Annotated in this window: 22 protein-coding genes; 10 read left to right on the forward strand and 12 right to left on the reverse strand. The window is 70.2% G+C overall.

Annotated features, from left to right (window positions below):
* The first annotated feature begins 20 nt into the window (after positions 1-20).
* From LI334_RS01100 to LI334_RS01115, 4 genes are read left to right on the forward strand one after another with little or no spacing between them, the layout of a single operon-like run.
* Complete coding sequence (locus LI334_RS01100; protein ID WP_227261327.1) at positions 21-989, forward strand: A24 family peptidase; 969 nt, start codon at positions 21-23, stop codon at positions 987-989.
* A 37-nt stretch (positions 990-1026) separates the two neighbouring features.
* On the forward strand, positions 1027-1332 hold the full coding sequence (locus LI334_RS01105; protein ID WP_227261328.1) for a hypothetical protein: 306 nt from the start codon (positions 1027-1029) through the stop codon (positions 1330-1332).
* A 37-nt stretch (positions 1333-1369) separates the two neighbouring features.
* Positions 1370-1744 carry a phosphoribosyl-AMP cyclohydrolase gene (gene hisI, locus LI334_RS01110; protein WP_227261329.1) on the forward strand — a complete coding sequence of 125 codons (375 nt, stop codon included), beginning with the start codon at positions 1370-1372 and terminating at the stop codon, positions 1742-1744.
* Positions 1728-2834 carry a DUF7118 family protein gene (locus LI334_RS01115; RefSeq protein WP_227261330.1) on the forward strand — a complete coding sequence of 369 codons (1107 nt, stop codon included), beginning with the start codon at positions 1728-1730 and terminating at the stop codon, positions 2832-2834. Before hisI ends, LI334_RS01115 begins: the two co-directional genes overlap by 17 nt.
* On the opposite strand, the gene glmM is transcribed toward LI334_RS01115, so the two are convergent.
* Together glmM and LI334_RS01125 are read right to left on the reverse strand one after the other, a co-directional pair.
* Positions 2831-4177, reverse strand: coding sequence for a phosphoglucosamine mutase (gene glmM, locus LI334_RS01120; protein ID WP_227261331.1), 1347 nt, complete (start codon positions 4175-4177; stop codon positions 2831-2833). The genes LI334_RS01115 and glmM overlap by 4 nt on opposite strands.
* A 36-nt stretch (positions 4178-4213) precedes the next feature.
* Complete coding sequence (locus LI334_RS01125) at positions 4214-4621, reverse strand: hypothetical protein (protein WP_227261332.1); 408 nt, start codon at positions 4619-4621, stop codon at positions 4214-4216.
* A 65-nt stretch (positions 4622-4686) separates the two neighbouring features.
* Between LI334_RS01125 and LI334_RS01130 the strand changes: the two genes are divergently transcribed.
* The gene (locus tag LI334_RS01130) at positions 4687-5466 is read left to right on the forward strand and encodes an HVO_0234 family beta-propeller protein (protein WP_227261333.1); all 780 of its coding nucleotides are present in this window, start codon (positions 4687-4689) and stop codon (positions 5464-5466) included.
* On the opposite strand, the gene LI334_RS01135 is transcribed toward LI334_RS01130, so the two are convergent.
* Positions 5463-6281, reverse strand: coding sequence for an ArsR/SmtB family transcription factor (locus LI334_RS01135; protein ID WP_227261334.1), 819 nt, complete (start codon positions 6279-6281; stop codon positions 5463-5465). The genes LI334_RS01130 and LI334_RS01135 overlap by 4 nt on opposite strands.
* A gap of 87 nt (positions 6282-6368) precedes the next feature.
* Between LI334_RS01135 and LI334_RS01140 the strand changes: the two genes are divergently transcribed.
* A complete protein-coding gene (locus LI334_RS01140; RefSeq protein ID WP_227261335.1) occupies positions 6369-7211 on the forward strand; it encodes a ribose-phosphate diphosphokinase in 843 nt (280 codons plus the stop codon).
* Here the strand turns inward: LI334_RS01140 and ileS are convergent.
* Positions 7208-10417: an isoleucine--tRNA ligase gene (gene ileS, locus LI334_RS01145; RefSeq protein WP_227261336.1), complete on the reverse strand. Its 3210-nt coding sequence runs from the start codon at positions 10415-10417 to the stop codon at positions 7208-7210. The genes LI334_RS01140 and ileS overlap by 4 nt on opposite strands.
* 48 nt (positions 10418-10465) lie before the next feature.
* Positions 10466-10693, reverse strand: a complete 228-nt coding sequence (locus LI334_RS01150; RefSeq protein ID WP_227261337.1) for a hypothetical protein — start codon at positions 10691-10693, stop codon at positions 10466-10468.
* Between the two features lie 169 nt (positions 10694-10862).
* Between LI334_RS01150 and LI334_RS01155 the strand changes: the two genes are divergently transcribed.
* Genes LI334_RS01155 through LI334_RS01165 form a run of 3 tightly spaced genes read left to right on the forward strand, consistent with a single transcriptional unit; the run spans position 10863 to position 12702 of the window.
* On the forward strand, positions 10863-11432 hold the full coding sequence (locus tag LI334_RS01155) for a GNAT family N-acetyltransferase (protein ID WP_227261338.1): 570 nt from the start codon (positions 10863-10865) through the stop codon (positions 11430-11432).
* A gap of 37 nt (positions 11433-11469) precedes the next feature.
* Positions 11470-11910 (forward strand): HIT family protein, encoded by a 441-nt coding sequence (locus LI334_RS01160; RefSeq protein ID WP_227261339.1) that lies wholly within the window; start codon positions 11470-11472, stop codon positions 11908-11910.
* Between the two features lie 51 nt (positions 11911-11961).
* On the forward strand, positions 11962-12702 hold the full coding sequence (locus LI334_RS01165) for an AAA family ATPase (protein ID WP_227261340.1): 741 nt from the start codon (positions 11962-11964) through the stop codon (positions 12700-12702).
* Here LI334_RS01165 and LI334_RS01170 read toward each other — a convergent pair.
* Complete coding sequence (locus tag LI334_RS01170) at positions 12694-13140, reverse strand: DUF7858 family protein (RefSeq protein ID WP_227261341.1); 447 nt, start codon at positions 13138-13140, stop codon at positions 12694-12696. The two genes, LI334_RS01165 and LI334_RS01170, sit on opposite strands and share 9 nt — an antisense overlap.
* A 171-nt stretch (positions 13141-13311) precedes the next feature.
* Here LI334_RS01170 and LI334_RS01175 point away from each other — a divergent pair, with 171 nt between their 5' ends.
* Positions 13312-14142, forward strand: coding sequence for a transcription initiation factor IIB (locus LI334_RS01175; protein ID WP_227261342.1), 831 nt, complete (start codon positions 13312-13314; stop codon positions 14140-14142).
* Here the strand turns inward: LI334_RS01175 and LI334_RS01180 are convergent.
* From LI334_RS01180 to LI334_RS01205, 6 genes are read right to left on the reverse strand one after another with little or no spacing between them, the layout of a single operon-like run.
* On the reverse strand, positions 14124-14786 hold the full coding sequence (locus LI334_RS01180) for a nucleotide-binding protein (protein WP_227261343.1): 663 nt from the start codon (positions 14784-14786) through the stop codon (positions 14124-14126). The two genes, LI334_RS01175 and LI334_RS01180, sit on opposite strands and share 19 nt — an antisense overlap.
* Positions 14783-15241 carry a DUF7857 domain-containing protein gene (locus tag LI334_RS01185; RefSeq protein ID WP_227261344.1) on the reverse strand — a complete coding sequence of 153 codons (459 nt, stop codon included), beginning with the start codon at positions 15239-15241 and terminating at the stop codon, positions 14783-14785. Before LI334_RS01185 ends, LI334_RS01180 begins: the two co-directional genes overlap by 4 nt.
* Before the next feature lie 32 nt (positions 15242-15273).
* Positions 15274-16014, reverse strand: coding sequence for a DUF7856 family protein (locus LI334_RS01190; RefSeq protein WP_227261345.1), 741 nt, complete (start codon positions 16012-16014; stop codon positions 15274-15276).
* Positions 16011-16349 (reverse strand): DUF7855 family protein, encoded by a 339-nt coding sequence (locus LI334_RS01195; protein WP_227261346.1) that lies wholly within the window; start codon positions 16347-16349, stop codon positions 16011-16013. The genes LI334_RS01190 and LI334_RS01195 overlap by 4 nt, the downstream gene beginning before the upstream one ends.
* Positions 16350-16384: 35 nt before the next feature.
* Positions 16385-16666 (reverse strand): DUF7854 family protein, encoded by a 282-nt coding sequence (locus LI334_RS01200; protein ID WP_227261347.1) that lies wholly within the window; start codon positions 16664-16666, stop codon positions 16385-16387.
* Positions 16666-18759, reverse strand: coding sequence for a minichromosome maintenance protein MCM (locus LI334_RS01205; protein WP_227261348.1), 2094 nt, complete (start codon positions 18757-18759; stop codon positions 16666-16668). Before LI334_RS01205 ends, LI334_RS01200 begins: the two co-directional genes overlap by 1 nt.
* Between the last annotated feature and the right edge of the window lie 5 nt (positions 18760-18764).

Consider the following 18764-nt stretch of genomic DNA (forward strand, 5'->3'; position numbering starts at 1 on the left):
GGCCCCCGCTGATTGGGGTAGTGTACGCGACGATTCCCGACCTCCTTCGACTCCTCTTCGTGCCGGCGTTGGCGTGGGCGGCCTACCACGACGTGCGCGTGCGGCGGGTGCCGAACGAACTCTGGTATCCGTTCGTCGCGCTCGGCCTCGGCCTGCTGGCGTGGGAGTACGTGCTGGTTGAGCGGACGAGCGTCTTTCTGGTGCGGGCGGCGGTGAGCCTGCTGGTGATTCCGCTGGCGTACGTGTTCTGGTTCATCGGCGGGTTCGGGGGCGCGGATTTCAAGGCGTTCTGCGTCGTCGCCCTGCTCTATCCGACGTATCCGAGTTACTACGTCGCCGACCTCGCGCTCCCGCTCGTCCGCACCCAGCTGGGCGTGTTCTCGGTGACGGTGGTGACGAACGCGATGCTCGCCAGTCTGGGGTATCCGCTCGCGCTCGGCCTGCGGAACGCGCTCACGGGCGTGGTCTCGAAACTGATGTTCGTCGGGCGGCCCGTCACCACCCACCAGTTGGCGGAGGCGCACGGAAGCCTCCTCGAAACCCCCGAGGGGTTCTCGCGCGGCGGCCTCGACCTGGACGCGCTCCGGATGTACCTGCGGTGGCGGGGCGTCACGCTCGGCCAACTGCTCGCGCACCCCGAGCGCTACCGCGACCCCGCGACGGTGCCCGAGGAAACGAACGACCCCGGTGACGGGTCGGTGACGACGGAGGAGATTCCCGACCCCGCGTCCGAACCCGACCCGCGCGAGGCCGCGGGCGAGTACGACGACCCGTGGGGGGCGGCGCGCTTCCTCGACGACATCGACTCCACGGCGTACGGCACCACGCCCGCGAAACTCCGCGACGGCCTCGATGTCATCACGAGCCAGACCCGGGTCTGGATAACGCCGGGCGTCCCGTTCATCGTCCCGCTGTTCGTCGGTCTCCTGCTCGCGCTCACCGCCGGCGACCTCCTGTTCGCCCTGATGCGACTCATCGGTCTCGTGTAGGCGAAACGGCCTTGGTGTCCGCGCGAAACCCTCGAACATGGCTCTCGACCGACACGACGCCGCCGCTGGCGTCCTCGCCCTCCTCGGACTCGCGGTGTTCGCGTACACGCTCCTCGTCACGTTCACGCCGATTTTCGGCGGTATCGTCGCGCTCGCCGCGCTCGCCGTCGCCGCGCTCGTCCGCGCCCGCGACCTCGAACACGCCGCGGTCGTCGCCCTGCTCGCCGCCGTCGTCGTCGCCGCGACGGCCGCCACCGGCACCCTGTACGGCCTCCTCCTGGGACTGATTCTCGCCGCCGTCTGCTACGTCGGGTGGCGGGTCGTGACGGGACGAACCGGCTGACAGAAAGACTATCCGTCCCAGCACCGTCGATTCGACTATGTCAGCAGAGTTCGGCGTGGACCTCGACTTCGGGAACGACGGCCTCGTCCCGGCGGTCGCGCAGGACGCCGACACGGGCGACGTGTTGATGCTCGCGTACGCGAACCGCGAGGCGCTCGCGAAGTCCCGGGAGACGGGGCGCGCGCACTACTACAGTCGATCCCGGGAGGAACTCTGGGAGAAGGGCGCGACGAGCGGCCACACCCAGGAAATCGATGAAATCCGCGTGGACTGCGACGGCGACGCCATCCTCTACCTCGTGGAGCAGGCGGGCGGCGCGTGCCACACGGGCTACGAATCGTGCTTCCACCGGACGCTCGACGGCGACACCGTCGGTGAACAGGTGTTCGACCCGGATGCCGTCTACGAGTAGCGTCCTCGCGGAACTCGACGCCGCCGAGACCGCCCGCGAGGACGCGGAGGCGGCCGTCGAGGAGGTCGGCGAGGACACCATCGACCGCGTCGTCGAGAAACTGGAGCGCGCGGAACGCCTCCTCGAGAAGTACGAGGAGACCGCGACCGGCACCGGCGACTTCCAGTCGTTCGTCGCGTTCCAGGGCGAGGTGGACGACCTGCTCGACGACATCCCCGACGACTTCCCCGTCCGGGGCGCGTTCGAGGCGTACGACGACCGCCTCGACAAACGCCGGGTCTCGGAGTCAGACTTCGAGAACGCCCGAGACGCCCTGGAGCCGGCGCGCGAGTACCGCGACCTCCTCGAAACGCGGGCGGACGCCCGGGAGCGCTACCGGGAGGCCGTGCGCGCGGTTCGCGACCGCCTCGACACGGTGGAGGAGCGCCTCGCCGACCTCGAACGCCTCCACGAACTCGGGAACGCCGACCTCGACGCCCCGACGGAGGAACTCCGCGACCCCATCGAGTCCTACAACGACGCCGTCCGCGACGACTTCTCCGACTTCCGCGGGGCGGCGACCGCCCGCGACTTCCTCGACTTCGCGGAGACCGCCGCCGGCTACCCGCTCGTGGGTATTCCGCATCCGCCGAGCGACCTCGACGCGTACGTCCGCGAGGCCGACGCGGGCGAGAAACCTATCTCGGAACTCCTGGAGTTCGCGGACTACTCGGTGTCGAAACTCGACCACTACGTCGAGCAACCCCAGCGGCTGAAGCGCGCGGTCGGCGGGAACACGACCTACCTCGACCGCCTCGACGCCGACCCCCTGACGGTCGAGTGGCCGCCGTTGCCGGCGGACGAACTCCGGTATCGGGCGCGCGAACTCGTCGCCGTGGTCGCGCGGTTCGCGGACGACGAGACGGTCGCGCTCGCCCGCGAGGTGCGGAACGTCGCGCTCCGCGGGGACTACGCCCGCCTCCGCACCGCCGCCGTCGCGGCGGACGAACTCACCGCCGAGGAGCAGGCGGAAATCGAGTCCGGGCAGGTCGCGGACGACCTCGAACAGGTACGGGAGGAACGGGAGAAACTGGACGCGGCGCTCGACTAGTCGAGCGCGGCCGCGAAGTCTTCTGCGAGGTCGCGGGCGTGGTCGGCGCTCGTCGCTTCGGCGTACACGCGAACGACGGGTTCGGTGCCGCTCGGGCGCGCAAGCACCCACGCGTCGCCGTAATCGAGGCGGTAACCGTCCACGGTGGTGAGGTCCGCGTCGGCGTCGCGGGCGTACGATTCGGCCGCGCCGAGAATGCGTTCGCGTTCCGACTCGGAGTCGTAGGGGACGTTCACGCGGACGTTCCAGTAGTCGGCGTAGGGTTCGACGACCTCGCTCGCGGATTTCTCGGCGAGGAGTTCGAGGAAGCGCGCGCCGGTGTACGCGCCGTCCCGGGTGAGTCGGTAGTTCGGGAAGATGATGCCGCCGTTCCCCTCGCCGGCGACGGGCACGGTCTCGCCCTCGGCGTGGAGCTGGCGGATGCGGGTCATGATGCGCGTGCTCCCGACCGGCGTGAGGTCGAGGGTCGCACCCGCGTCCTCGCAGACGTCCACGAGGCGCTGACTGACGTTCACCGCCGACACCGCGGTGTCGCCCTCCCCTAACTCGGCGGCGGCGAGTGCGGCGAGCGCGGCGTCGCCCTCGACGTACGTGCCGGTCTCGTCGAAGAAGATGGCGCGGTCGGCGTCGCCGTCGTGCGCGATGCCCACGTCGGCGTCCGCGGCCTCCACGAGCCGTCCGAGGTCGGCGAGGTTCTCCTCGACCGGCTCGGGGTCGCGACCGGGGAACCGGCCGTCCGGCTGGCTGTTCACGGTGACGACCTCGCAGCCGAGTTCGCGGTAGAAGTCGGGGCTGGTGAGCGCGCCCGCGCCGTGTCCGGGGTCGAGCGCGACCGTCAATTCGGCGTCCCGGATGCGGTCAGTATCGACGGCGTCGATGAGCTGGTCGGTGTACCGCCGCCGCGCGTCCTCCACGGCGCGGTCGTCGCCCGTCTCGTCCCACGCGACGGTCTCGTAGGCGTCCCCGAGGAAGACGTTCTCCACGCGTTCGAGTTCGTCCACGGAAAGTTCGATTCCGTCGGGGCCGACGAGCTTCACGCCGTTGTACTCGGGCGGATTGTGCGACGCGGTAATCATCATCGCCGGCACGCCCTCCTCCTCGCAGTACACCTGGGTTCCCGGGGTCGGAACGACGCCGAGTCGGTCCACGTCCGACCCGACGGCCTGCAAGCCCGCGGTCGCCGCGTTCGCGAGCATCCGGCCGGTCGCGCGCGTGTCCCGCGCGACGGCCACGCGGTCCGCCCCCCAGAGCGTCCCCGCCGCCTTCGCCACGTCGAGCACGAACCCGGGCGTGAGCTCCTCGTTCGCCACGCCCCGCGTCCCGCTCGACCCGAACACCTTCATACGCGTCCCTTAGTCCGGCCGTCCTAAGGCGTTCCGTTAGTGGTCGTGCGCGCCGTGTCCCTGGTCGTTCTCGGGTCGGGTGTCCACGAGGCTGATGTAGTACGGCTGGTCTTTGTAGTAGTACGCGCCCCGGATGGAGCCGCCGCAGAACTCGTAGAGCGCGTCCCCGAGTTCGTTCCCGGCTTCGAGTCGCACGCGAACTATCTGCCACTCGCCGGTCTCGGCCTGCGCGGCGAGCGCGAGCACGTTCTGGAGGTTCGGGTACGCCTCCACGAACGGCTCGTTCAGCGTGCACGTCGTCTCCGTCTCGCTCGCGGTGTCCTCCGTGATGGCCATCGCGCGCAACCGCCACTCCGGGGACTGCGTGCTCAGGGCTCCCGCACAGCCGGCGAGCGCGCCCAGCGTTCCGGTTCCGGCCGCCGCGAGGAACCCGCGTCGCTTCATACGCGGCCTTCTCGGTCGAGGCGGATAGCCGCAACGCTTTCACGCCGAAACCCGATGGGTCGGGTATGCCGACCATCGACGAGAAACGCGTGTACGCCGAGAAGGAGGACAGCGAGGTCGTGCTCGTCGCCACCGGGATGGGCGTCGCCTCGGTGTCGGTGTCCGCCGACCAGATCGGTCGATTCGGCCTCGCACACCGCTGTACCGCCCGCGGCGTCGCGGCCCGTCCCGGCGAGGGCGCGGTCGCCACCGAGGACGGCGTCGTCGTCACCGCCGACGAGGACGAGTTTGAGGAAATCGGGTTCTCGCGTTCCGTCGCTGTCGGGTACGGAACGGGACTCCTCGCCGCCGACTCGTCGGGAACGCTCGCCGAGTACGCCGACGGCGAGTGGGTCGAACGCGGCGCGGTCGCGGACGCTCGCGCCATCGACGGCGACCTCGTCGCGGCCGCGGACGGCGTCCACCGCGTCACGCCCGACGGCGTCGAACACGCCGGCCTGGACGACGCCGCCGACGTGGCCGCCGCCGGGCCGTACGCCGCGACCGCGGAGGGCCTGTTCCGACTCGGGAACGGCTGGCTCGACGAACTTTCGGGAGACGCGACCGCCGTGGTCGCGGACGGCGAGCGCGCGCACGCCGTCGTGGACGGCGCGCTCCACGAACGCACGCCCGACGGCTGGCGGGAACGCTCGACTCACGCGGACGCCGCGCTGGTCGATGTGGCGCACGGCGACGGCGCGGTGTACGCCATCACCGCGGACGCGACCCTGCTCGTGGACGCGGGCGACGGCTGGCGCTCCCGAACCCTGGGACTTCGCGACGTGGCGGGCATCGCCGTCCCCTAGCGGGCGTGCCGGTACGCCAGCACCGCGAGCAACACGACCAGGCCGCCCGCGAAGAACACGAGACCGGGCGCGAGCACGTCCGGACTCGCCGCCGCGGCCTCCGCGGTCGTGGTCGCGGTCTGCGTCACCGTGTCCGCCGTCGTCGGTGCCGCCGTCTGCGTCACTGCCTCCGTCGTCTGCGTGTACGACACCTGCGTCCCCGTCGCCTCCGCCGTGGTTCGCGTCATCGTCGTCGCGCCGTCGGTGGTCTGCGCCGCCGTCGTCACCGCGTCCGTCGTCGTCTCCGTTGTCGTCGTCTCCGCGACCGTTCCGCCGTCGGTCGTGGTGGTGGTTTCGGTGACGTTCCCGGTCGGCGCGCCGGAACTGGGGGCGAGCGTGCCTTCCTCGGCGAACCGCTGGACGGCGACCGCGCCGACCGCGAGCGCGCCGACGCCGCCGACGAGTTCGCGGAGCACCGTCAGGAGCGTGGAGCGGTCGTCGTCGTCGCCCGCGAACACGACGAGGCTCGTGTCCGTCGGCGCGTACACCTTCATCTCCGTTCCGCGCTCCGAGTACCACGTGTCTACGACCTCCACCAGGCCCGCGTCCTGGAGGTTGTCGAGGTGGTAGCGGACGTTCTGCACGGTCGTGTCCGTCACGTCCGCGAGGTCAGACGCCGTCCGGGGGTCGTCGTGGAGCGCCGCGTACGCGGCGCGCGCCGTTCCCGAGGAGAGCGCGGCGAACACGTCGTCCGCGGCGTCCTCCGAGATATCGACCAGCCGCGGCTCGTCGGCGTCGGCGGACGCGGACGACCGGAACGGGAACAGCCGACTCATCGACCGGGAGTGTGGAGTGCGCCGACAAGTGCTTTCCGTGTGCCGCGGACCGAAACCGATACCCCCCGTCGGACGCAGGACTCACGTATGATACTCAGCGGGTCGTCCTCGCAGGGGCTCGCCGCCGCGCTCGCCGCGGAACTCGGGGAGCCGCTCGCGGACGTGGAGTACGAGCGGTTCCCGGACGGCGAACGCCTCGTCCGCATCCCCCCCGTGGATGGCCGGGCGGTCGTCGTCTGCAGCACCACCGGGGACGAGGACTACGTCGAACTCCTCCAGTTACAGGACGCCGCCCGGGAGGCGGGCGCGAGCGAGGTCGTCACCGTCATCCCCTACATGGGGTACGCGCGCCAGGACGACGCCTTCGAACCCGGCGAACCCGTCTCGGCGCGGGCGCTCGCGCGCGCCGTCTCCACCGGCACGGACAGAGTCCTCACCGTGAACGTCCACGAGACCGGCGTCTGCGACTTCTTCACCGTGCCGACGGCGAACGTGAACGCCGCGCCCCGGCTCGCCGCCGCGCTCCCCGACGACCTCCGCGACCCCGTGTTCGTCGCGCCCGACGCCGGCGCGATACACCTCGCGCAGTCCGTGCGGGACGCCTACGGCCCCGGCGACGCGGACTACTTCGAGAAGACTCGGCACTCGGGAACGGACGTGGATATCGAACCGAGCGACACCGACGTAACGGGGCGGGACGTGGTCGTCGTGGACGACATCATCGCCACCGGCTCCACGATGAGCGAAGCCATCAGCGTCCTCGACGCGCCCGAACGCGTCTACGTCACGTGCGTCCACCCGCTGCTCGCCGGGAACGCGCGCACCAAACTTGCGAACGCCGGCGCGGAGAAAATTTATGGCACTGACACCATCGAGCGCGCCGTCAGCGAAGTCAGCGCCGCCGAAGCCGTCGCCGCCGCCCTCTCCTAGACTTTCTGCACGCCGAGTATCATTCGCACGCCCTCGACGTCCTCGTACTCCTCCACGACCGCGTTCGCGGTGTCCTCGCTGACCTCCGCGAGTTCGCGCGCCCGCACCTCTTCCGTGATGAGGTCTTCGCGCTCGTGGATGAGGCGGGCGACCCGGTCGTCGAACACTCGGACGTCGAGGCGAATCTGGGCGTCCATGTCGAGGTCGAGGTCTTTCCGTAGCTCCTGGGCGCGCCGGATGACCTCGCGGGCGTAGCCCTCGCTCTCCACATCGTCGTCCAACGTGGTGTCGAGGTAGACGGTGCCGCCGTCGAAGTCCGTCGCCGCCACGTCCGCGGGCGTCTCCTCCACGAACTCCACCATCTCGGGCGTGAGTTCGACCTCGCGGCCGAGCGCGTCACGCACGACGGCTTCGAGTTCGTCGAGGTCGTCGCTCGCGACCCGCGCCTCGTTCAGCGCGTCCATCACGTCGCCGGCGTCCCCGCCGAACGCCGGGCCGAGCACGCTCATGTCGGCGCGCGCGGAGTACTCGACGTTCCCGTAGTTCTTCTCGGGGCCGACGACCGTTATCGTTCTCGCGTTCAGGCGGTCTGCGAGCATGCCGCGGTGGCTCTCCACGGCGTCCACGACCGCCTCGGAGTCGGCGTCCACGGTGACCTCCGCGACCGGCCACCGGAGCTTCCGACCGGCCTGCTGGCGGGCGTTCCCGCCCGCCTCCTCGATGCGGCGGAGCACGGCCACGTCGTCTTCGAGCGCCGGCTGGCGGTAGCGCTCCTCCTCCGCGGGGTAGTCGCACATGTGGACGGTCGGGTGGCCGTCGTCGCCCGTGAGGTATCCGTAGATTTCCTCGCTGACGAACGGCGCGTACGGCGCGAGCAGCCGCACCACTTCGAGGAGAACCTTGTAGAGCGTCGCGTACGCCGCGGTCTTCGCCTCGGTCTGGTCTTCCTCCCAGACGCGGTCGCGGACGAGCTGGACGTAGTACCGCGAGACGTCCTCCACGACGAACGAGAGCAGTTCGTCGAGCGCGCGGTGCTGCTCGAAGTCGTCCCAGTAGGCGTTCATCTCGTGTTTGACAGCCTGCAACCGGGAGAGCAGCCACTCGTCCTCCACGAGCAGGGCGTCGTCGTCCACGGCGAGTTCGACGCCGCTCCCGCCCGCGGACTCCGGCACGTCGGGATCGAAGCCGTCCATCCGCATGTAGGGGAGAGGGAAGCGGAAGACGTTCCAGAGGATGTTGAGGTCGCGCGCCATGTTCTCCGTCTCGTCCCAGGAGAAACTCATATCGTCGCCCTGCGGCGTGACGGACAGCAGGAACAGCCGCATCGGATCCGCGCCGTACTCCGAGATGACCTCCTGGGGTTCGATGGTGATGCCCTTCGACTTCGACATCCCGCGGCCGTCCGGCATGTTCGCGTACCCGTGCATGAGGACTTCCTCGTAGGGCACTTCGTCCATCGCGGCCGTCCCCATCCCGAGCTGACTCCAGAACCAGCCCCGGGTCTGGTCGTGCGCCTCCATGATGAGGTCGGCCGGCCAGAGCTCCTCGAAGTCCGCCGTCTCGCTCGGGTAGTTCAGCGTCCCCCACGAGGCCACCGAGGAGTCGAGCCACACGTCGAACACGTCCGGCACGCGCTCGTACGTCACGCCCTCTCTGGTGATGGTCACGTCGTCCACGGTCGGCTTGTGGATGTCCAACTCCTCGGGGTCGAGGTCTTGGTCTGCGAGTTCGGCGAGTTCCTCGCGGCTCCCGACGACGATGCGGTCGTCGGGGTGCTCGCCCTTCGTCCCCTCCGCGACCCAGATGGGGACGGGAATCCCCCAGTAGCGCTGCCGGGAGACGTTCCAGTCGGGCGCGCTCTCGATGAAGTCCCGGAACCGGTTGTCGCGCGCCCACTGCGGGTGCCACTCCGAGTCCTCCATGTTGTCGAGGAGGTCGTCCTTCACGTCGGTGATGGTGATGAACCACTGGTCGGTCGCGAGCTGGAGGATGGGCGTGTCGCACCGCCAGCAGTGGCCGTACGAGTGCGTCACGGTACCGGACGCGAGCAGGAGGCCCTTCCGCGCGAGGTCGTCCGTGATTTCCTCGTCGGCGTCCTTCACGAACTGCCCCTCGTACTTCCCGCCCTGCTCGGTGTACGTGCCGTCGCCCGCCACGGGACAGAAGACGGGGAGGCCGAGTTCCTCGCCGCGCTCGAAGTCCACCTCACCGTGGCCGGGCGCGGAGTGCACGAGACCGGTGTCTTCGGCCTCGACGTAGTCCGCGTGGTAGACGCGTCCAGTGTCCTCGGTGTCTGGGTTGTCCGGGACTTCCTCCCGGAGCGGGTGGTCGTACTCCCAGCCGAGCATGTGACTGCCGGGGAAGGAGTCGAGAACCTCGTAGTCGTCGTAGCGGCCCTTCGAGAGGACGTTCTCCACGCAGTCCTCCGCGACGTAGAGCACGTCGCGTTCGCCGTCCTTCTCCGCCGCGACCTTCTGGTACGTGAGGTCTTCGTGCACGGCGACGAACTCGTTCGCGGGAATCGTCCACGGCGTCGTCGTGTAGATGACGAGACTTCCCTCCTCGTCCGCGAGGGGGAACTTCACGTAGACGGTCGGGTCTTCGACGTCCTCGTACTCGACTTCGTTGTTCGCGATGGCGGTCTCACAGCGCGGGCACTGACTGATGGAGCGCTTGCCCTGCTCCACGAGGTCGCGTTCGGCGGCGCGCGAGAACCCCCACCACGCGGCCTCCATGTACGTCGGGTCGATGGTCTTGTAGGGGTTCTCCCAGTCCATCCACACGCCGAACGACTTGAAGTCGGACTGCAGGCCCTCCAGCTGGGACTCCGCGAACGACTTGCACTCCTCGATGAACGCCTCGATGCCGTACTCCTCGATGTCCTTCTTGTTCTCGAACCCCAGTTTCTCCTCGACCTTCGTCTCGATGGGAAGCCCGTGCATGTCGTAGCCCGGGCGGTCGGTCACGTCGTAGCCCTGCATCCGGTGGTAGCGGATGTAGGCGTCCTTGAGCGTCTTGTTCCACGTCGTCCCCATGTGCGCCGCGCCGCTCGTGTACGGCGGGCCGTCCACGAAGAAGAAGTCCTCGCCGTCCGCCCGGTGCTGTTTCGTCCGTTCGTATGCGTCGACCTCGTCCCAGTACTCGAACACCCGTTCTCGTACGTCCTCGGGGTCGTACTGGTCGGGGACCGAAGCGAAGCGTTCCATACGCGTGACTCTGACGCGCCCCGCTAAAAGGGTGTTCGGTCCTGCAGTCTACGCGTTTCGCGACGCCAGGCGCTTCCGGGCTTCCGCGCCGAACAGGAACACGCCGGCGTACAGCGCGGCCGACCCGACGAACGCCAGCCAGAGCGCGAGCGTGGTTCGTCCGCCGCTGTACGTCGAGACGGCGGTGAGGTCTACCAGCGCGCCCGCCACGGTGAACAGGAGCGCGCCGAGCGCGAACGCGACCGGTTCCGCGAGTTCCACGAGGAGTTCGAGCATACCCTTCCTCACGCGCGAACACTCAAGGCTCTTTTCGAACCGCGAATACCTAATACGCATATAATCTCATTAGCACTCACTAGTGACCTCACCTTATCCCCTTCTAATTGGACGAATATATGGGGAAATCGTATATACGTGTCCGAAAGTACGCCTAGTCGTGAGAACGATGGCTGAAACGGACGCAAAACACGACGCTGGAACGCTGGTCGGCGACCACTCGCCGCGACCCGTCGTCCGGTCGGTCGTCGACGACGAAGACCGCACCCTCACCCTCCGCACGTACCCCCGGCTCCCCGAACCCGAACTCGACGCGCTCGTCGGGATGTACGACGACTTCAACCCGGCCGACCGCGCGCAGGGCATCCCGCCCGCCGGCGTCCCCCAGATAGCCGCGTGGCTCTCCGGCCTCCGCGACGGCTACCACGTCGTCGCCAGCCACGACGGCGACCCCGTCGGGCACGCCGCGCTCGTCCCCGACCACGACGGCGCGTACGAACTCGCCATCTTCGTCCACCACGACTACCAGGGCGCGCACGTCGGCACCACCATCCTGCGCTCCCTGCTCGCGCGCGCCGACGAAGCCGGCATCGCCGTCCGTCTGCACGTCGAACGAACCAACCGGCCCGCGGTCTCGCTCTACGAGAACCTCGGGTTCGAGACCGTCCGCACGCGGCCCTGCGAGTACACGATGCGCCGTTCGCCCGAGGACGGCGTCTGGACGGACACCTCCCTGTAGCCGTACTTTCTTACTCCCGCCCGCCGTGGCCCCGCGTATGGACGACTGCATCTTCTGTCAGATCGTCGCCGGCGACATCCCCGCGCGCGTCGTGTACGAGGACGAGGACGTGCTCGCGTTCCTCGACGCGAACCCACTCGCGCCCGGGCACACGCTCGTCATCCCGAAAACCCACTACGAGACGCTGGACGAGGTACCGCCCGAACCCGGCGAGATGATGTTCGCCGCCGTCCACTACCTCACGCCCATCGTGGAGGACGCCGTGGACGCCGACGGGTCGAACATCGGGTTCAACAACGGCGCGGCCGCCGGCCAGGAAGTCCCGCACGTCCACGGCCACATCGTCCCGCGATTCGAGGACGACGGCGGCAGCCCCATCCACGCGGTCGCCGGCAGTCCCCCCGACCTCGACGACGACGAACTCGACGCGCTCGCGGACGACATCGCGGACGCGGCCGGCGACCACACCCCGGACTAATTCCGCGGAAAATAGGGATATTTTAATCCGAGAGGGGGCGTAGAGTTGTCGATGGACTCCCCCCGAACTGCGGCGTTCGTCGGTACCGTCGGCGGCGCGGGCACCACCCGCGCGTGCCTCGAAACCGGCGCACGCCTCGCCGCCGCCGACCGCGACACGCTCGTCCTCGACCTCGACTTCGACACGCAGGGCCTCGCCCGCCACGTCCGCGGCGACATCGACGCCGACGCGACGATGCTCCTCACCGACCCCGACGCCGCGCTCGCGGACGCCCGCTACGACCATGCGCTGGACGCTCCGGGCCGACTCGCGCTCGTCCCCGCCCACGCGCCGTTCGGCCGCGTCGCCGCCGCCAAGACGGTGGACGCCGCCCGACGGCTCCGCGGTATTCTCGACGCCGCGCGCCGCGACTTCGACCACGTCATCCTCGACACGCCCCCGGTCGCCTCTAACCCCGCCGTCGCCGCGGTGACGGACGCCGACCGCGTCGCGCTAGTCTTCCCCGGAACGCCGCGCGGCACCGACGCCACCGCCCGCGAACGCGGCCGCCTCGCCGACGTTGGCGCGAGCGCCGACGCCCTCGTCGCCACCCGAACCACGCCGGACGCCGCGCCGCCGGACGCCGACCACGCGCTCCCCGACCTCGCGGACGAACCGGTCGCCGCCGCCGCCACGCCCGGCACGACCGCCGCACGCGCGACGGGACTGCTCGCCGAACGGCTGTTCGACCTCGACCTCGACCGCGAAGAACCAGCTGGACGACTGGACGCGCTCCGCCGCCGGCTACCGTAAGAATTCGCCGTCCACGACCGCTCGCGCGCCCGGGAGCGGGTCGTGGGCCTCGACGAACGCGCCGAGCGCGAATTCGTGTTCGCCCGCGCCGGTCAGCGCGAGCGCGTCCGACCGCGACAGTTCGCCGGCGAGCCAGTCCGCCACGACGTCGCGTGCGAGCGGCGACAGCGGCGTGAGGCCGTCCACGCCGAGCAGGTGGAGGGCTTTCGCGCCCGCGACCGGCGCGACCCCGGCGGCGCGCGCGGCGGATTCGACGCTCCCCCCGTCGTAGTAGGTTTCGAGTAGTACCGCCGCGGTCGGGGCGTCACACGGCAGGTCGGGCGCGAACTCGCGGAGGCGGTCGGGGAGCGCGCGCTCCGTCCCGTCCACGGTCGTCGGCCCGCGCGCTCGCTGGCTCGCCGTCACCTCCAGTCCCGCCGCGATGTCCGACAGCGCCATACAACCACTCACCACGCCTTTCCTACATAACACTTACTCGGGAAAATACGGCGGCAGCGCCGACGCTCGCGGGAACGTTACGGTTACCGGGACGTTCCGTCCGCCGATTCCGGGTTCGACCCCCCGATTCCTCGTTCGTTTAAATACTCGTGTGGGGCCAAGCGTGGAGTGATGAGTCGAAGTTGCCCCGAATGTCAGGGTTCGCTCGCCACCGAACGCATCGAGACCGTCTGCACCGACTGCGGGCTGGTCGTCGCGGACGACCCCCTCGACCGCGGCCCGGAGTGGCGGGCGTGCGACGCCGACGACCGCGAACGCACCGGCGCGCCGCTCACGCGCTCCCGGCACGACCGCGGTCTCTCCACCGAAATCGGCCGCAGCACGCGCGTGAAGGGACGAAAGCGCCGCCGGCTCGCGCGGATGCGCCGCCAGCACGACCGCGCCCGCATCGCGTCCAAGACTGACCGGAACAAGGTGTACGCGTTCACGGAGATTCGCCGCGTCGTCTCCCAGCTGTCGCTCCCGTACAGCGTCCGCGACCAGGCGTGCGCGCTGTTCTCGTCCGCGCAGGACGAGTCCCTCCTGCGCGGCCGGAGCCTGGAAGGGTTCGCCGCCGCGGCCGTCTACGCCGTCTGCCGGACGAACAACGTCGCGCGCACCGTCGGTGAGGTCGTCGCCGTCGCGCGCGCCGACCGGAGCGAACTCCGCGCCGCCTACGCCGCCATGAACCGCGACCTCGGCCTCCCCGTCGGCCCCATCGACCCCCGCGAGTACCTCCCGCGGTTCGCCACCGAACTCGACCTCCCGCCCGCGCTCGAACGCCGCGCCCGCGGCCTCCTCGACGACCTCGCGGTCGGCGGGAAGAACCCGAGCGGCGTCGCCGCCGCCTGCCTGTACGCCGCCGCGCGCGACACCGACCACGCCGTCACGCAGGCCGACGCCGCCGAAGTCGCGGACGTGACGCCCGTCACCCTCCGCAGCACCTACCGCGCACTCGACTGAACTCGCGACGCGAGGCGACCGAACGCCTCGCTCGCGTCCGAATCCGGCCGCGCCAGCACCACGGGCAGGCCCCGCCCGCCCGCGACCGCCACCGCTCGCCGTTCCGGTATCCACACCACCGGCCCGCCGAACGCGCGCTCGTACGGCTCTCCCGGCTCTTCTCCCGTCGTTCGGTTGAGCGCCACGGCGGCGAGGCCGGCGTCGAGTTCCCGCGCGAGTTCCCGGGTTCTGAGCGCGTCCGCGAGCGCGGCCGGCGCGGGCGTCGTCACGACAACGCAGGCGTCCGCCGCGGCGAGCGGCGCGCCCACGGCCGCGTTCAATCCCGCCGGACAGTCCACCACCACGTCGCCGTACTCGTCTTCGACCGCCGCGAGCGCGGCCTCGATGCGCCCGAGGTCGCAGGCTCGCGCGCCCGAGAGCGACCGCCCGCAGGGCAGAATCCGCACCGGGCCGTCCTCGCGCACGGCCTCGACGGCGCTCGCGCGGCCGGCGAGCACGTCGTGGAAGTCGGGGCCGCGCGCCGTCGGCAGGTCGGCCATCGCGAGGTCGCCGTCCACGACCACCGCGTCGCGGAGCGCCGCGAGGTTGAACGCCGTCGTGGACTTCCCGACGCCGCCCTTTCCGCCGCAGACCGCGAGAATCACGCGTCCTCCCGGAGCCGCGCCGCACGCTCCAGGGCCGCACGCTCTCCGTCGGTCGGCCGGCCCCGGCGTTCCAGGTCGTCCAGCCACGCCGTCACCGCCGCCGGAACCGCGGGTTCGACCGCGTCGCGCGGCGGCCGCGGGTCGGAGAGGTCGCGCACCGGGTCGAGCGCCCCGGACGAGGGCTGTCGCTCGATTGATTCGACGCGAACGGGGGTCGGGCCGGGCGGCGCGGGCGTGGCGTACCCGACGCCGCGGCGCTCGCCGGGCGCGAGCACGCCCTCGTAGCCCGACTCGCTCCACCCCTCGTCCGGCACGCCGTTCGTCCGCGGCGGCCACACCGGCCCGTCGAGCAGGTTCGTCACGCGGACGCCGCGCTCGCGCGCCGCGTCGTTCTCGACGAGCACCGCGACGAGCGTCACACCTCCCGATTCCGTCGTTCGCGCGTCGTACTCCATACCGGCCGCTGGCCGCGGATTCGTACTTGAACTTAGAGGAGAATCACGGGCGCGTCGAGGCACGCCGCGGCCTGCCCCGGGTGGCGGAACGGGCCGTCCTCCACGAGAACTGGTGCGGAGAGTCGCGCGGCCCGCGCGGCGGCGAGCGCGTTCGGGTTCCAGTCGGGAACCGCGGCGCGGGCGCGTTCGACGAGCGGTCGCGCGCGCTCGGCGAGCGCCCGGGTTCGCCGCTCGGGATGGTTTCGGCGCGCGTCCGCCCGCCGCAACCCCCGCTCGCGCCGGTCGCGCTCGCGGCGTAACCAGGCTTCCGCGGCGTCGAGGCGCTGTTCGGCGGCGACGCGCTCCGTCTCTGCGTCGGTGAGTTCGAGGGTCGCCCGGCGGAGGTCAGCCGCGGCCGCGTCGGTGTCCGCGTCGAGGTCGCGGAGGGCTTCGAGGCGGCCGCTCGCGCGCTCCACGCGCTCCCGCAGCGCGACTACGTCCGCCGTCGCCGCCGCGACCGCGCGCCGTTCTGCCGTTGCGTCCGTCGGCGGCCGCCCCGATTCGGGTTCGAGGTCGCGCGAGGCCGCGACCGCCGCCAACGCGTCCGTGCTCGGCGGGTCGGCGGGCGCGGCGATGTGGCCGACGTGGCGGTGCGCGGGCCCGGGACGGCGGCAGACGACCAGTTCGCCGTCCGGGTCGCGTATCGCCGCGAGAAGCTGATGCGGGTCGATGTCGCGGCCGCGGAGGTCGAGCGCCCGCCCGCTCGCGCGAACGCCCGCGACGGCGAGCCTCACAGCTCCGCGTCCCGCATCGCGTCCGTCTCCGGATGCCCGGTTCCGGCGCGAAACTTCGCGTACGGCGTGCTCGCGGACGCCCGGGATTCGTAGGCGTCGGCGGCGTTCCGGACGCGTTCGGGCGCGTCCCGGAACTCGTTCCAGGGGCTGGTGCGTTCGACCTGCACGTCGCCGGCGTGTTTCGCGCGGAGGCGGAGCGCGAGGAACGCCCCGAGTTCGGTCTCCGCGAACAGCGCGGCGCGTCCGAACCGCCGCACGACCGTCTCGTCGTACGTCCCGCACATCGTCCGGAGCGTCTGTCGCGCCTCCCGCGAGTACGTCACCACGAGCAACACTAACTTCGATACTCGAATAGAGTTAAAATAAGTTCCTATCCGACGTGTTCGAGGTCGAATTCGACCTCGTCCGCGTCGAGCAGGCCGCGAACGCGCTCGCGAGCTTCTGCCGCCGATTCCGCGACGACCACGAGCCCGTCCGCGCGCGCGTCACCGCGCGCCCGGTACGCCGCCAGGTCGGACTCGGGTTCGAACTCCGTCGCGTACGTCCGGAGCACGCCCAGCACGCGCGCTTCCATCCCCTCCAGGTCGATGTCGCCGTCCTCGTACGCGGACAGGGCGTCCTCCACGTTCCGGAGCGCGCTGATTCTGTCCATCAGGTAGTGCGGAGGTGGCCCTGGCTCGGCTGGTACACCTCGCCCTTCTGCTTGAGCTTCTCTATCTCGTGTTCGGCCTTCGACGCCTCCATCCCGACCTCCTCCGCGCGGTCGAGCACTTCCTCGATGGGCGCGCCCTCCTCGAACTCCTCCTGAATCTCGCCGATGATGCTCCGGATGTTCTTCACGCGGTCGCGCTGGGTCTTCGACCGCCCCGTCTCCACCACGTCCGCGTCGAACTCGCCCGTCTCCGGGTCGACGCCGATGTCCTGCAGGCAGGAGCGGACGATTTCGATGACGCGCTCGGCGTCCTCTTGCGTCACCTCGTCCGCCAGCCGAACGCGCGCGGACGCCTCTGCGAGCCGCACGAGCGCCTCCAACTGCCGGGCGGTCACGGGCACGGGCGCGTCCTCGCCCTGCCCCTCGGCGCGGAGGTCGACGTAGAAGTCCTCGATGGCCTGCCGTGCCTCCTCCGTCATCGTCGGGTAGACGTTCCGCCGCGAGTACGCGACGTACTTCCGGAGGAGTTCGGGGTCGACCGCGGGCGCGACCTCCTCCGTCTGCTCCTCGACTTCCGCTTCGCTGAACTCGCTCGACGCCACCTTCGAGCGCTGCGTGTTCAGTTCGCCCGCGTAGTTCGTCTGGAGGATGTGGCGCGCGAGCCGCGAGTCTTCCTCGGGGTCGGGCTTGTCCGTCACCGTGAAGATGAGGTCGAACCGCGACACCAACGCGGGTTCGAGGTCGATCTGCTCCCCGATGGGTTCGTACTGGTCGAACCGCCCGTACTTCGGGTTCGCCGCGCCCAAGAGACTGCAGCGCGACTTGAGCGTGGCGTTGATACCCGCTTTCGACACCGAAATCTGCTGCTGTTCGAGCGCCTCGTGCATCGCGGAGCGGTCGTCAGCCGCCATCTTGTCCAGTTCGTCCACCGCCGCGATACCCTGGTCGGCGAGCACGAGCGCGCCCGCCTCCAGCGTCCACTGCTGGCCGTCACCGAAGTCGTCGCGGACGGCGGCCGCGGTGAGACCCGCCGAACTACTGCCCTTCCCGGACGTGTACACCGACCGCGGCGCGATGTGCCGGATGTAGGAGAGCAGCTGACTCTTTCCGGTTCCGGGGTCTCCGATGAGGAGCATGTGGAGGTCGCCGCGGATGCGGGAGCCGTCCGGGAGGTGTTTGGTGACGCCGGAGAAGAGCTGGAGGAGCATCGCGAGTTTGGCCTGTCGGTGGCCGTAGATGGAGGGCGCGATGGAGTCCACCATCGTCTCGTAGATGTCGGGGTCTTGGGAGATTTCGATGATGTCCTCCTTGTCCTCCTCGTTGATTTCCATGTCCTCGAACTCCTCGTCCTCGATTTCGATGAACGACCCCTCCATGTAGTGGTCGAAGACGGGGGAGTCGTTCTCGGTGTTCGAGTCGTCGAGGCGGAGGACGCCGGTGGCGGTGACGTGGTCGCCGGCGGTCACGCGGCCCGGGATGTCGTCCTCGATGTGCACGTCGATGGCCTGCGGCGTCTCCCCGCCGCTGAGGCCTTCCGGGCTCTCCTGGATGCGGAGTTTCTGGCTGTCCACGAACTCGGACTTCTCCGAGTCGAGCTGGAAGGGGCCCTGGCGTTCGCAGGACTCGCACTGGTAGGGCTCCTGGAAGCCGCCGTCGCCCTGCGGGACGTGCTGTTCGCTCCCGCAGCGCTGACAGACGAACACGGCGGTCTGGATTTTCGGTTTCACGTCCGTCGCCTTCCGAACGATTCCCTGCACGGCGACGAACGTGTTCATGTGTTCGGCGCGCAGACGCCGAATCTCCGTGGACTCGCCGAGGTTGCGGACGCGGACGTGCGCCTGGCCGAGCGACACGTCGATGGGGAGGTCGTAGACCCGGAGGGCTTCCTCCGCGGCCTCCTGGAGCTGGTCGGGGTGGCGGACGAAGTCCTCCGCGAAGTCCGGGTCGAACTGGTAGAGGTCGTCCCAGTCGACCACGAGTGACTTCTTGTCCCGCGGGTACTGCCGCGCGAGCGCGCCGACCTCGTCGCTGTAGTACCGACGGAAGAACGTCTCGAAGCGCTCCGTGAGTTCCTGGTCCTGGGACTGCGCCATTCTCT

This window comes from Salarchaeum japonicum, assembly GCF_020614395.1.
Lineage (GTDB): Archaea > Halobacteriota > Halobacteria > Halobacteriales > Halobacteriaceae > Salarchaeum > Salarchaeum japonicum.